This window comes from Rhabdothermincola sediminis, assembly GCF_014805525.1.
Classification (GTDB): domain Bacteria; phylum Actinomycetota; class Acidimicrobiia; order Acidimicrobiales; family Acidimicrobilacustridaceae; genus Rhabdothermincola; species Rhabdothermincola sediminis.
In genome coordinates this window covers 207,572-220,425 of record NZ_JACFSZ010000001.1, presented here as the reverse complement: position 1 = coordinate 220,425, position 12,854 = coordinate 207,572, and the positions used below count along the sequence as shown (strand labels likewise).

The 12,854-nt window shown below is 72.3% G+C and carries 14 protein-coding genes and 1 tRNA gene; 4 read left to right on the top strand and 11 right to left on the bottom strand.

Annotated features, from left to right (window positions below):
- The first annotated feature begins 71 nt into the window (after nucleotides 1-71).
- Nucleotides 72-239, top strand: coding sequence for a hypothetical protein (locus HZF19_RS01160; RefSeq protein ID WP_208026888.1), 168 nt, complete (start codon nucleotides 72-74; stop codon nucleotides 237-239).
- A gap of 11 nt (nucleotides 240-250) precedes the next feature.
- Here HZF19_RS01160 and HZF19_RS01155 read toward each other — a convergent pair.
- The 7 genes from HZF19_RS01155 to galU all read right to left on the bottom strand — a co-directional run bounded on the left by HZF19_RS01155 (nucleotide 251) and on the right by galU (nucleotide 5,492).
- Nucleotides 251-324, bottom strand: a tRNA-Ala gene (locus HZF19_RS01155).
- 56 nt (nucleotides 325-380) lie between these two features.
- Nucleotides 381-1,040 (bottom strand): translin family protein, encoded by a 660-nt coding sequence (locus HZF19_RS01150; RefSeq protein WP_208026887.1) that lies wholly within the window; start codon nucleotides 1,038-1,040, stop codon nucleotides 381-383.
- A 14-nt stretch (nucleotides 1,041-1,054) separates the two neighbouring features.
- Complete coding sequence (locus HZF19_RS01145) at nucleotides 1,055-1,570, bottom strand: hypothetical protein (RefSeq protein WP_208026886.1); 516 nt, start codon at nucleotides 1,568-1,570, stop codon at nucleotides 1,055-1,057.
- A gap of 179 nt (nucleotides 1,571-1,749) precedes the next feature.
- Nucleotides 1,750-2,247 (bottom strand): cyclic pyranopterin monophosphate synthase MoaC, encoded by a 498-nt coding sequence (moaC, locus tag HZF19_RS01140; protein WP_208026885.1) that lies wholly within the window; start codon nucleotides 2,245-2,247, stop codon nucleotides 1,750-1,752.
- Nucleotides 2,248-2,311: 64 nt separating this feature from the next.
- The gene (gene moaA, locus HZF19_RS01135; protein ID WP_208026884.1) at nucleotides 2,312-3,298 is read right to left on the bottom strand and encodes a GTP 3',8-cyclase MoaA; all 987 of its coding nucleotides are present in this window, start codon (nucleotides 3,296-3,298) and stop codon (nucleotides 2,312-2,314) included.
- 48 nt (nucleotides 3,299-3,346) lie between these two features.
- Nucleotides 3,347-4,594 (bottom strand): molybdopterin molybdotransferase MoeA, encoded by a 1,248-nt coding sequence (locus HZF19_RS01130; RefSeq protein WP_208026883.1) that lies wholly within the window; start codon nucleotides 4,592-4,594, stop codon nucleotides 3,347-3,349.
- Nucleotides 4,595-4,607: 13 nt separating this feature from the next.
- Nucleotides 4,608-5,492 carry a UTP--glucose-1-phosphate uridylyltransferase GalU gene (galU, locus tag HZF19_RS01125; protein WP_235979061.1) on the bottom strand — a complete coding sequence of 295 codons (885 nt, stop codon included), beginning with the start codon at nucleotides 5,490-5,492 and terminating at the stop codon, nucleotides 4,608-4,610.
- 135 nt (nucleotides 5,493-5,627) lie between these two features.
- Here galU and HZF19_RS01120 point away from each other — a divergent pair, with 135 nt between their 5' ends.
- Together HZF19_RS01120 and HZF19_RS01115 are read left to right on the top strand one after the other, a co-directional pair.
- Entirely contained in the window at nucleotides 5,628-5,939 is a 312-nt protein-coding gene (locus tag HZF19_RS01120) for an FmdB family zinc ribbon protein (protein ID WP_208026881.1), read from the top strand.
- A gap of 57 nt (nucleotides 5,940-5,996) precedes the next feature.
- A complete protein-coding gene (locus HZF19_RS01115) occupies nucleotides 5,997-6,620 on the top strand; it encodes an SAF domain-containing protein (RefSeq protein WP_208026880.1) in 624 nt (207 codons plus the stop codon).
- Here HZF19_RS01115 and HZF19_RS01110 read toward each other — a convergent pair.
- Genes HZF19_RS01110 through HZF19_RS01100 form a run of 3 tightly spaced genes read right to left on the bottom strand, consistent with a single transcriptional unit; the run spans nucleotide 6,607 to nucleotide 10,690 of the window.
- Nucleotides 6,607-7,947: a TldD/PmbA family protein gene (locus HZF19_RS01110; RefSeq protein WP_208026879.1), complete on the bottom strand. Its 1,341-nt coding sequence runs from the start codon at nucleotides 7,945-7,947 to the stop codon at nucleotides 6,607-6,609. The two genes, HZF19_RS01115 and HZF19_RS01110, sit on opposite strands and share 14 nt — an antisense overlap.
- The gene (locus HZF19_RS01105; protein WP_208026878.1) at nucleotides 7,944-9,302 is read right to left on the bottom strand and encodes a TldD/PmbA family protein; all 1,359 of its coding nucleotides are present in this window, start codon (nucleotides 9,300-9,302) and stop codon (nucleotides 7,944-7,946) included. The genes HZF19_RS01110 and HZF19_RS01105 overlap by 4 nt, the downstream gene beginning before the upstream one ends.
- Nucleotides 9,299-10,690, bottom strand: a complete 1,392-nt coding sequence (locus HZF19_RS01100) for a TldD/PmbA family protein (protein ID WP_208026877.1) — start codon at nucleotides 10,688-10,690, stop codon at nucleotides 9,299-9,301. The genes HZF19_RS01105 and HZF19_RS01100 overlap by 4 nt, the downstream gene beginning before the upstream one ends.
- A gap of 54 nt (nucleotides 10,691-10,744) precedes the next feature.
- On the opposite strand from HZF19_RS01100, the gene HZF19_RS01095 reads away from it, so the two are divergent.
- Entirely contained in the window at nucleotides 10,745-11,125 is a 381-nt protein-coding gene (locus HZF19_RS01095; protein ID WP_208026876.1) for a thioesterase family protein, read from the top strand.
- A 50-nt stretch (nucleotides 11,126-11,175) separates the two neighbouring features.
- Here HZF19_RS01095 and HZF19_RS01090 read toward each other — a convergent pair whose 3' ends face one another.
- On the bottom strand, nucleotides 11,176-12,795 hold the full coding sequence (locus HZF19_RS01090; RefSeq protein ID WP_208026875.1) for an acetolactate synthase: 1,620 nt from the start codon (nucleotides 12,793-12,795) through the stop codon (nucleotides 11,176-11,178).
- Nucleotides 12,796-12,854: the final 59 nt, after the last annotated feature.

Below are 12,854 nucleotides of genomic sequence, written 5' to 3'. Positions count from 1 at the left end.
CGTCGACCAGGTACCTGAGCCGCCAGAGCTGGATCAGCGTCCGCGACAAGGATCGAGGTTTCGCCCGGGCGGTGGGTGCCGTCCTGGCTGCGTCCAGAGCCGACTCGTCCTTCCTGGCGGACGCGCACGCCGTGGCCGCAGCCGTCGAGCGCGGGCGCGCGATGGTGCTCGCGGGCGACTCCGATGACCTCCAGCGACTCGCCGCGGCCCACCCCAACGTCACCGTCGTGGGGCTCTGACGAGCGACCAGTGGAGGTGATGGGATTCGAACCCACGGCCTCTTCGATGCGACCGAAGCGCTCTAGCCAGCTGAGCTACACCCCCAGGGGACCCTTCAGGATAGCCGGGGCGCCTCCACCCTCCGAAACCCCTCGGGGGTCTCAGATGCCCTGCGCCTCCTCTAGTGCCCGCTGGAGGCGGGCCTGCACCGCGGTGGCGGTGACATCCCCGCGGGTGCGCTCCAGCACGGCCCGGAGGGCGTCGACGGTGCGGCGCAGGCCGTTGGTGATGGCGTCGGGGTAGTCGATGGCCATCAACGAGTCGTAGGCGTCGTCCATGACCCCGAGCAGCGTCTCCGCCGCGGACAGGTCGCCGTCGCGCAGACGGTCGAGCGCGTGCCGGCGCAGCTCGCTGGCCGCCTCCGCCAGGCCCCGCAACCACGAGGCCGGGGCCACGCCGAGCTCCGCCGGGCCAGGTAGTACGCCGCCCGCCACCAGCGCGGCGGTGAAGCGAGCCTCGGCGTACTCCTTCTCGGCGTCGTGGAGGAACCCGGCATAGGCCACCTCGGGGAACGGGGCCAGCGCCTCCTGCGCCTCCCGCAGGGCCGCTTCCGCCTCGGCGGCGAGGGCGGCGGCCCGATCGGCCTCGAGCCGGTGGACCGAGCGGATCGAGCTGCCTGCGGCCCGGATCACGCGCCGACAGGCCGGGAGCGCCTGCTCGCGGGCTTCGTGCGCCGCCCGCAGCTGGGCGTCGATGGACTCGATCGCCGCGTCGAGTTGCTGGCGGAAAGCGGCACGGTCGGGTCCGGCCGCGCCGGGCACGCTGCCTCCGCCGCTCAGTTCGCCGAGGCGGACCGGGGCAGGTAGTAGGCGGGCTCAGCAGCCATGCCCACCGGGGAGGCGAGGTAACGGACCTTCGCACGGCGATCGGCGGCGAGTTGCTGCGTTCGCACGAGCAGGCCCGCGTACGTGAGCAGGAGCACGTCGGCAAGCACCTGCATCCACACGAAGATGCCGCCCGCCACGACCGCGAGCAACAGCGTGACCAGCGCAGCCCCACCCAGCACGAACAGCACGTCGCGCCGGCGGCGGCGGGCCTCGCTGACGGTCATGGTGCCCGGTCGGCGGCCGACCACCGGTACGGGGCCGTAGAGCGGGGTGACGGTGGCCCGCGAGGTGTGGGTCTTCACCGCCGGCAGCCCGTGGCGGGCCGGCGAGGTGCGCTCCAGGACCGAGAGGTGCTTGTTGAACGAGGAGATGGAGTTGACGCTCCGCTCGCTGCGGCCCCGGAACCATGAGGCCAGATACACCGCCCACAGGGCCGCCAGCAGGAACAGCACCATGAGTGTCACGCTCCGTTGCCTACCTTTGCTGTCGGGTGACCGTAGTCACGGCGGTGCGGAAAGTGGTGGATGGCCCTGCCGGGAGGGCCTGGCTCACGCTTTCGTTACGTTTCTACTACGAACGCGCGACAACCGCCACCTGATGCCCCGACCCGAGGCCGACCGGGGTGGGAGATCGGGGCCGGTCTTTAGAAGTCGAGGGTGTCGGTCGGGTCCCGCCGGTACGGCCCCGAGCGCCCACCCGTCTTCTCCCACAGGGCGACCTCACCGATGACCATCGAGCGGTCGACGGACTTGCACATGTCGTAGATGGTCAGCAGGGCCACGGAGCAGGCGGTCATGGCCTCCATCTCGACGCCGGTGCGGTCGACGGTGTCGACCTGGGCCTCCACCTCGATGTGGCTGTCCTCGATACGGAAGTTGATGAGGACCGACCCCACCAGCAAGGGGTGGCACAGCGGGATCAGGTCGGGCGTGCGCTTGGCGGCCTGGATGCCCGCCACCCGGGCCACGGCCAGCACGTCGCCCTTGGTGATGGCACCGCGAGCGACGAGCGACGCGGTCTCGGGTGACATGGTCACCCGGCCCCGGGCGATGGCGCGGCGGTGGGTGGCCTCCTTGGGCGTCACGTCGACCATGCGCGCCCGGCCGAGAGGATCGAGATGGGTGAGGCCGCGGTCGGACATGGGCGCCGAGTCTAGGTGGTCGGGCCGACCGGCTCCTGCGGCAGGGCGACCGGAACCGAGGTGGTCAGCCGCCGATCTGGCTCATGCTGCGCGGCGGGCGGATGAACACCGGCTGGTTGATGAGGTGACCGGCCGATTTGGTGGCAACCGCCTGCTGGATGGCCGCGCCGATCTCGTCGTCGGACGCGCCCCGGCGCAGCAGCGACCGCAGGTCGAGCTCGGTGAGGGCGAAGAGGCAGTTCCGCAGCTGGCCCTCCGCAGTGAGACGCACCCGGTCGCAGGAGCCGCAGAACGGGTTGGTGACACTCGGGATCACCCCGATCTCGCCCCCACCGTCGGCGAAGCGGAATCGCTCGGCCGGGGCCCCATCGGGACGACCCACGGCCTCCAGCGGGAAGACCGAACCGATGGTCGCCACGATCTCGTCCCGGCCCACCACCTGTTCGTTGGTCCACGCGCCCGCGGCGTCGAGCGGCATGTACTCGATGAAACGCACGGTCACCCCACGAGCCCGGCCGAACGCCGCGAAGTCGACCAGCTCGTCGTCGTTGACGCCGCGCATCACCACCACGTTGACCTTCACCGGCGCCAGCCCGGCATCGAGGGCGGCGTCGATCCCCGCCAACACCTCGGCCAGCGAGTCACGGCGTGTCATGGCCGCGAAGCGCTCCGCCCGCAGCGAGTCGAGCGAGATGTTGATGCGGGTGAGGCCGGCGACGGCGAGGTCGCGGGCGAGGAGGCGCAACGAGACGCCGTTGGTGGTGAGCGCCAGGTCGACCGGGAGCCGGCTCAGCTTCTCGATGAGCACCGGCAGATGGGCCCGCACGGTGGGCTCCCCACCGGTGAGGCGGATGCTCTCGAACCCGTAGCGCTCGACGAATAGGCGGGCCACCCGCTCGATCTCCTCGTAGGTGAGCAGCTCCCGGCGTGGCAGCCAGGCCATGCCCTCCTCGGGCATGCAGTAGGTACAGCGGAAGTTGCACCGGTCGGTGACCGAGATGCGCAGGTCGCGGTGCATCCGGCCGAACGAGTCCACAAGCCTCTGCCCCATCGCCTGCCAGGCTACGCGCCCGGGAAGCCCGCTGGCGCGGGCCCGAAGTCAGGGCTGGAGCAGGATGACCTCCACCGCGTCGCCCAAGCCGGCACCGTCACCGTCCGGCAGCACTGCCAGCGCGTTCGCGCCAGTGAGCGCGCCGAGCTGGTGCGAGCCCTGCCCTCCCGCGGAGCGCACGTGGTACGCGCCGTCCTCGCCGTAGCGGCAGACCACCCGCACGAAGTGCACCTTGCCGTCGCGTCGGCGTGGCAGCGGGGCGTCGGCCACCGCCACCACGCGGGGCCGGTCGAGCTGATCGGCGGGGAAGCCCGCCATCCGACGCAGCGCCGGCCGGGCCAGCAGCTCGAAGGACACCACCGAGGACACGGGGTTGCCCGGGAGACCGAACACGGGCACCCGCACGCCACTGCCACCCGGTGCCAGGGCGCCGAACGCGAAGGGCTTGGCGGGCTTGATCGCGATCTGCATCCAGCACAGCTCACCGGCCTCGTCGAGCACCACCTTGACCAGGTCGGCCTGACCCATGCTCACCCCACCGCTCGTGATCACCGCGTCGCAGGCACTCGACGCCGAGCCGAGCACGGCCCGGATGACCCCCAGGTCGTCCGGCACCCGCCCGAGATCGACGGGGACGAAGCCCGAGGCATGCACCAGGGCCAGCAGCATCGGGCGGTTCGAGTCCCGGATCTGGCCGGGGCCCAGCGCGCCGGGCCCGTCGACGAGCTCGTCGCCCGTCGAGAGCACCCCCACCCGAGGCCGGGCATGCACGTCGACGGTCTCCCGGCCGAGCGTGGCCAGCACACCGACCCGAGCCGGGGTGATCTCGACCCCTGCCTCGATCACCACCTCACCGGGGCGCAGGTCGTCACCGGCGGGCCGCACGTTCCGGCCGGCGGGCACCGCCTCGCGGACCTCGACCGCCGCGCCGCCGTCGAGCTCGGTGGTGGACTCCACCATCACCACTGCATCGGCGCCGGCGGGCAACGGGGCGCCGGTCATGATGCGCACCGCCTCGCCCTCCCCGACCGCCAGGTCGGGCGGGGCGCCGGCGTGCAAGGTGCCGACGACCCGGAGCACGACCGGGCTGGCCGGGCCAGCTCCCGCCACGTCGGCCGAGCGGAGCGCGAAGCCGTCCATGGCCGAGTTGTCGAACGGGGGAACCTGCTCCTCGCACACCACCGCCGCCGCGGTGACGCATCCGAGCGCGTCGCCGACCGGCATCGAGACGGGCGCGAGGGGCGGGCAGCGCTCGAGCACGTGCCGGCGGGCCTCGGCGAGCGGGAGCAGCCCCACCGCGATCGCCCGCTCAGGCCAGGCCGCGCTTGCGCACGATCTCGGCCAGGAAGGCCCGGAACTCCGGGCCCAGGTCCTCGCGGTCCATCGCCAGCTCCACCGTGGCCCGGAGGTAGTCGAGCTTCTTGCCGATGTCGTAGCGGCCCTCACCGAACACGTAGCCGTAGACCTCCTGCTCGCGCAGCAGCAGGGCGATGGCGTCGGTGAGCTGGATCTCGCCCCCGTGCCCGGGCTTGACCTGCTCGAGCGCCTGGAAGATGTCCGGGGTGAACACGTAGCGGCCCATGACCGCCAGGTTGGAGGGGGCGGCCGCGGGCTGGGGCTTCTCCACGATGTCGAGCACCCGCACGAGGTGGTCGGTGACGGTCTCGGGGCGCACCACCCCGTAGGCGGAGATCTCCTCGATGGGGAACTCCGACAGGGCCACGACCGACCGCTGGTACTCCTCGAAGGTGGCGATCATGTCGGCGAGCACGGTGCAACGTCGGTCCATGATGTCGTCGCCCAGCATCACCACGAAGGGGTTGTCCCCCACGTGCTTGCGGGCCACCGACACCGCGTGCCCCAGACCCAGGGGCTCGCCCTGGCGCACGTAGTGGATGTCGGCCATCTCCGCCAAGGCCTGGATCTCCCCCAGATCGTGGATCTTGCCCCGCTGCTCCAGGTAGTACTCGAGCTCGAAGTTGCGGTCGAAGTGGTCCTCCAGGGAGCGCTTGCCGCGGCCGGTGATGATGAGGATGTCATCGATACCCGCCCGCACCGCCTCCTCCACCACGTACTGGATCGCCGGCTTGTCGACGACGGGCAGCATCTCCTTGGGCTGCGCCTTCGTGGCTGGCAGGAAGCGGGTCCCGAGGCCCGCGGCGGGGATGACTGCCTTGGTGACCGCTGGTGCCATGGCCGCCATCGTAGGGCGGGCGAGGCCCGGTGGTTCCCGCCGGGAGGCCCGGCTATGCTGGCACTCTCAGGTGTCGAGTGCTAACCGCCGGGACGGCGGCGGTGAGCGGGCAACGCGAACGACGAGAGAGGGACCATGCCGACCTACGAGTACCGCTGCCGGGACTGCGGACACGAGCTCGAAGTCGTCCAGGCGTTCTCCGACGATCCCCTGACCCAGTGCCCCGCCTGTGAGGGCTCGCTGCGCAAGGTGTTCGGCAACGTCGGTATCTCCTTCAAGGGCAGCGGCTTCTACAAGACCGACAGCCGCTCCTCGAACGGCACATCGTCGTCCTCCTCGTCCGAGTCGAGCTCGTCCGAGTCGAGCTCGTCCGGGTCGGAGTCCTCGGCGTCGGGTTCGTCCTCGAGCTCCGAGAAGGCATCGACGCCGGCGGCCGCGAGCGCCTAGCCTCACGTCGCTTCCCCCTGCGCCTCCCGTCGTTCGACGCGCCCGCAGGAGGATGCCGTGCATCACCCGCCCCGGCCCCGCTCCGGGCTCCGCCTCCGGCTTCGCGCCCGCCGTCACTGGCCGGTCACCGCGCTGGCCGCAGCCGCCCTGGCCGTCCTGGCGGCCGTGACCGTCTCCAACGCCGAGCAGACCGCCGACCGCTACGGCCCACGCCAGCGGGTACCCGTCGCCCGCCACGATCTCCGGCCCGGCGAGCAGATCCAGCCCGGCGACCTCGAGTGGCGTGAGCTCCCGTCCCTCGCGCTCCCGAACGGGGTCGTGCCCGAACCGTCGGGCCGCACGGTCACCCAGCCGATCCTCACCGGCGAAGCCGTGGTCGAGGCGCGGGTCGCGCCCGACGGCCGACAGGGCCCGCACGCCCTGGTGCCACCCGGGGGGCGCGCGATCGCCGTACCGGTCGACCCGCCGCTCGCCACCCTCCGGGTGGGCGACCGGGTCGACCTGCTCGCCCTCGGGCGGTGGGTGGCCCGGGAGGCGGTGGTGGTGGACATCGGCGATCAGGCCATCGTCGTCGCGGTCGGCGAGCAGGAGGTCCCCGCGGTGGCCCGCGGGGTGCTGGACGGCTCGGTGATCCCCGTGATCGTCTCGCCGCCGGTGCCCGGGGATCTCACGTCCCGCTGAGCGACACGTCCTCGACGACCAGGGTGCACGCGCCGGTGCCGCCCGGCCGCCATTCGAGGTCCGATCCGACGGCGCGGATGCCGAGCAGGAGGCGCTGCAGTGTCGAGGCGATCGTGACCTCCCGCACCGGCTCAGCGAGAGCCCCGTCCCGGATCATCAGCCCCTCCGCGCCGACCGAGAAGTCCCCCGATACCGCGTTCACCCCCGAGTGCAGCCCACTGAGCGACTGGACCAGCAGACCTCGATCGACCCCACCGACGAGCTCGTCGAGACTGCCCGACCCGGGGGCGATGGCGAGCGCCCGGCAACCGACCCCGGGAGTCGAGGCGTAGCCCCGCACGGCCGAGGCGGTCGAGCCCGTCCCGGCCCGGCGCCCGGAGTACGTGTCGTGCAGGAAACCTTGGAGCACCCCGCTGCGGATGAGCACATTGCGCCGGGTGGCCAGACCCTCCCCGTCGAAGGGATCGGCGCCGAACGAGCGGGGGTCGGTCGGGTCGTCGACCAGCGTCAGCAGCGGCGACGCGATCTGTTCCCCGAGCCGATCGGCGAACGGCGAGCGGCCCTTCAGCACCCGCTCGCCGGTGAGCGTGGCGCCGGCGATCCCGAGCAGCGTGGCGGCCAGCCGGGGCTCGAACACCACCGCCAGCCGCTGCGAGGGCGGCTTGACCGCCCCGAACAGGCGCACCGCCCGATCCACCGCATCGGTGGCGGCCTCCTCCACGTCGAGCTCGCTCGGCCCCCGCCCGACACTCACCCCGCCGCCGATCTTGGTCTCGCCACCGGACACCGCCAGCGCAGAGACCGACAGGTGGCAACCCGTCCCCCGCCCGTGGGCCGCGATGCCGGTGCTGGTGGCGATCGCCACCTCACCCAGGGAGTCGCCGTAGATGGCGGTGCGGACGCCGGTCACCCGCGGATCACGACCGACGGTCGCCCGTTCCAGCTCGAGCGCCAGCGCCACTTTCTCCACAGTGGGGAACGACACCAGCTCGTCCCGCCACAGATGGAGCGAGGGCTCGGGGAGCCCGTCGGGAACGGCGAGGCCGTAGAACTCGTCCGGCTCCCCGAAGGTGGCGTTGTCGCGGGCGTCCGCCAGCGTGTCGAACACCATCGCGTCGTCGAAGGTGCCGCAGTGCGCGAAGCCCTGCCGCTTCCCGCTGACGACCCGGATGCCCACCCCGAACGACTCCGCCGAGGTGAGCGACTCGACCTCGCCGCCGTAGGCCTTCACCGAGGTCGTGGTGCCCCGAGCGACGTAGGCCTCGATCTGCTCGCCCGGCCGAGCCTGCTCGGCGACCCGCCGGGCGAGCTCGAGCAGCTCGGTCACGCGCCGCTGACCGTCACGTCGGTGATGACCACGCTCACCCCCGCCGCAGGCATGGGGAGCCACTGCAGGTCGTCGCCGACCGCGACCACGTCACGCAGCATCTTCTGCAGGGTCGACGCGATGGTGAACTCACGAACCGGCTCGGCGAGCTCACCGCCACGGATCCGGAGGCCCTCGGCCCCGGTGGAGAAGTCGCCGCTCACCGGGTTGACGCCGGAGTGCAACCCGGCCACCTCCTGCACCAGCACGCCCTCGCCCGCCAGCCGCACCAGCTCCGCCTGCCCCTGCGACCCCGGTACCAGCGAGGTGGCCATGCAGCCGACCCCCGGGGTGCTCTTGAAGCCCCGCACCGCGGAGCCCGTCGACACCGTTCCGGCCCGGCGCGCGGTGTAGGCGTTGTGCACGAAGCGCTCCAGCCGCCCGCCGTCGATGAGCACGTTGCGGCGGGTGGCCAGCCCCTCACCGTCGATCTCGGTGGCGGTGAACGCCCGGATGTCGGTGGGGTCGTCGACCAGGGTGACCAGCGGCGAGGCGACCTCCTCGCCGAGCCGATCGGCGAACAGGGAGCGGCCCTTGAGCACCGACTCACCGTTGAGCGTGAAGGCCAGGATGCCGAGGAACTGCGCGGTGACCCACGGGTCGAGCACCACGGTCAGCCGCTCACTGCGGGGCTTGGTGGCGCCCAGCATGCGGGTGGCCCGCTCGGCGGCGTCGGTCGCAGCCCGGTCCACGTCGAGCTCCGCCGGATCGCGCCCCACCGAAAAGCCGAACCCGGTCTGCACCTCGCCGTCCTGCTCGGCCATGGCGTAGGTCGACACGTAGCAGCCGGTGTCCCGGCTGTAAGCGCGGATGCCGGTGGTGGTGACGATCGCCGCCTCGCTCATCGAATCGACGTACTCCGCGGACTCGATCCCCGAGATGCGCGGGTCGGCTCCCCGCACCGCCCGCTCCAGCTCCAGCGCCAAGGCCACCTTGCGCGCCGCCGGGAACGACGCCAGCGCGTCCGACCACAGCGGGAGCTCGGCAGGAGCGACGCCGTCAGGCTCGGCGAGGCCTGCGAACTCGTCGACCGTGCCGAACCCGGCGTTGTCTCGGGCCTCGGCCAGGGTCTCGGCCGCCACGTCGACGTCGAGGGTGCCGGCGTAGGCGAACCCCTGGCGACCACCCTTGATCACCCGGATGCCGATGCCCTGCGACTGGGCGGACGACAACGATTCGATCTCGCCCTCGTACACCTTGATCTCGGTGCCGAGGTCGCGCACGACGACGGCCTCGACCTGCTCGTCGCCGGCCGCCAGGGCGACCACGCGCTCGGCGAGGGCGAGCAGCTCGGCGCCGTCGGGCTGGGCGCTCACGCCGCGGTGCCGCCGACGGTCAGGGAGCTGACCCGCAGCGTCGGTACGCCGTCACCGACCGGCACGCCCTGGCCGTCTTTACCGCACGTGCCGGGTGGCCCCATGGCGAAGTCGTTGCCGAGGGCGTCGATGCGGGTCAGCACCTCGGGCCCGTTGCCGATCAGGTTGCCCTCCCGGATGGGGTCGGTGATCTCGCCGTTCTCGATGAGGTAGGCCTCGGTCATGCCAAACACGAAGTCGCCGGTGGCGGTGTTGACCTGACCGCCGCCCAGGTGTTTGACGTACACCCCCCGATCGGTGGAGGCGATGATGTCATCCGGATCGTCGTCGCCGGCCAGCAGGTACGTGTTGGTCATACGGACCATCGGCAGGTGCTGGTAGCTCTGGCGGCGCCCGTTGCCCGAGCTGGCCCGGCCCTCCTTGCGGGCCCGGAGCAGGTCCCACATGTAGTCGGTGAGCACCCCGTCCTCGATGAGCACGTTGCGCTGCGCGGGGTGACCCTCGTCGTCGATGGCGTAGTTGCCCCACTCCCTCGCCATGGTGCCGTCGTCGACGATCGTCACCCCCTTCGCCGCCACCTGCTCCCCCACCCGGCCCTTGAACACCGACGCGCCCTTGCCCACCAGGTCGGCTTCCAGGCCGTGCCCGCACGCCTCGTGGAACAGGACTCCCCCACCACCGGAGGCGATCACGACCGGCATCTCACCGCTGGGAGCGGGCCTGGCGTCGAGCTTGGTGAGGGCCCGCCTGGCCGCGGTGCGGGCCAACTCCTCCACGTCGTAGAGGTCGAACAGCTCCCAGCCCACCGTGTGGCCGACGCTCTCGCGCCCGGTCTGCATCCCGGTGTCGCCGGTGGCGACGACCGAGACCGTGAACAAGGTGCGGACCACGTCGTCGCCGGTGAGCAGGCCGTCGCTGTTGGCCACCAGGATCCGCCGCCGGCTGTCGCCGTAGCTGGCCGACACCTGGGTGACCGCCGAGCCCGCGGCCCGGGCGGCTTCGTCGGCCCGGGTCAGCAGCTCCACCTTCCGAGCCTTCGGTACGTCGGCGGGATACGTCTCGACCCGGTAGGCGGGCGGGACGTCCCGCCGCTCGAAGGCCACCGTCCTCACCCCTCCGCCGCCGCTGCGAGCCGCCGCGGCGGCGGCCTCGGCCGCCGCGGTGAGCCCTGCCTCGGAGAGGTCGGCGGTGTGGGCGAAGCCGGTCGTCTCGCCGACCACCACCCGGATGCCGGCACCGCGGTCGCGGCCGGAGGTGAGCTCCTCGACCTTGCCGTCGTCGAGCAGCGCGGACGACGAGCGCTTGTCCTCGGCGAAGATCTCGGCGAAGTCGCCGCCGGTGCGCAGCGCCGCGCCGAGCACACGGCTGATCACCGACTCGTCGATCACGGCGGCCTCCGGGCGGGTTGGCTGACCGGGCGGGAAGGGGCTTATCGTACCCCGGTGCCCGTACGTCCCGGCCTGTGCGCAGAAGCCGAGCTCGAGGTCGCCGACGCCGACACCGCCATCGCCATCCGCTCCGGCGACGTGCCCGTGCTGGCCACCCCGAGGGTGGTGGCGCTCTGCGAGGAGGCTGCGGTCAAGGCCCTGGTCGGCGCGCTCGGTCCCCAGGAGACCTCTGTGGGCATGCAGGTCCAGCTCGACCACCTGGCCCCCACCGCGGTCGGCCACCGGGTGGTGGCCGAGGCCACGGTGGAGAAGGTCAACGGCCGGCGAGTGGTGTTCACGGTGTCGGTCAACGACGAGCGGGGGCTGGTCGCCGTGGGGCGGGTGACGCGGGTGATCGTCGACGTGGAGCGGTTCCTGGAGAAGGCCCGGGGCTGAGCCCTCCGCTCGGCGTCGGCCACCTCGACCCGCCTCGACGGGCGTCACCCTCACGCCAGGTTCGACGACCGGGGGTACATGTCGGCCGGATCGGTGATCACGTTCACCAGGTACGGGGCGTCCGCGGCGAGAGCCCGCTTCAGCGCATCACCCAGCTCGGACGGGTCGGTCACCGTCTCCCCCGCACCGCCGAGCGCTCGCACCACCTCGTCGTAACGGCACCCCGGCTGCAGGTCCGCGGCCACGTCGTAGCCGTAAAGCAGTTTCATTGGGTGCTTCTCGAGACCCCAGATGCCGTTGTTGCCCACGACCATCACCACCGGCAGCCCGTGCCGGACGAGGGTGTCGACGTCCATGAGCGAGAAGCCGGCCGCGCCGTCGCCGAGCAGCAGCACCACCTGCCGATCCGGGTGCGCCAGGCGAGCGGCGGCCGCGTAACCCAGCCCGGTGCCGAGGCACCCGTACGGGCCGGGATCCAGCCAGCAGCCCGGCTCGAAGGAGTCGACGTAGCGGCCGGCGTAGGACACGAAGTCGCCTCCGTCGCAGATCACCACCGCGTCGCGGTCGAGCACCCGGCGCAGCTCGCCGTACACCCGGGTGGGCTTGATGGGGGTGGTGGCCGCCGCCAGCAGCTCTGCCTCGGCGGCTGCCGCGTCGTCTTCGGCAGCACGAAGCCGCTCTATCCACGGGGTGTGATCGCGGCGCTCGCCTTCCCACGAGGCCATGCCCTCGAGGATCGCGGTGAGGTCCCCCGCCGGTGACACGGCCACCTCCGCGTGCGCGGCTCGCTGCGAGGGATGATCGACGATGTGCACCACCCGCGCGTCGCCGAACCGGCCGAACGACAGCCGGAAATCCAGCGGCGTGCCCACCACCACCACCAGGTCGGCCTCGGTCTTGATCAGACCGCGGGTCCGGCTGAAGGCCAGGTGATGATCGGCCGGCAGGCAGCCCCGGCCGAGCCCGTTCACGAACGTGGGCACCCCGAACGTCTCGACCAGCTCGCGCAGCGCCCCCCAGGCGCCCGCCCAGTAGAGGTCGGTGCCGGCGATCAACGCCGGGCGCTCGGCGGCAGCCAGCATCGCGGCGGCGCGGTGCACGTCGTCCGGGTCCGGCTCGGGCCCGGTGATCGGGGGGCGGTCGGGTACGTCGCCGGTGCCGGTGGCGAAGATCACGTCCAGCGGGAAGTCGAGGAACACCGGCCCGCGGTGCGGGGTGAGCCCCGCGGCCGTGGCCGCCACCACGTCGGCGCCGATCCGCTCGACCGCGGTGACGGTCGCCGCGTGCTTGGTGATCGGGGCGAGCACCGGCACGTGGTCGAACTCCTGCAGGGAGCCTGCACCCCAGCGACCCTGCGGCGCCCGGCCACCGAGCACCACCAGCGGCGAGCCGTTGAACCACGCGCTGGTCACGGCGCTCACGCCGTTGGTGACCCCCGGCCCCGCGGTGAGAACCGCCACCCCCGGTCGCCGGGTGAGCTTCGCCATCCCTTCGGCGGCGAAGGTCGCTGTCGCCTCGTGGCGGACGTCGACGATCCGCACGTCCTGGGCCCGGGCCGCGTCGTAGAAAGGGAAGATGTGCCCGCCGGAGAGGGTGAAGATCTCCCGCACCCCGAACCGTCGCAGCGCCCGCACGGCGAGCTCGCCGCCGTGACCGCTCAGTTCCGTCATACGGCCTCCGTGGTCGGTCGACCGGCGCAGCGTAGCGAGCACCGGCACGACCTTCGCCC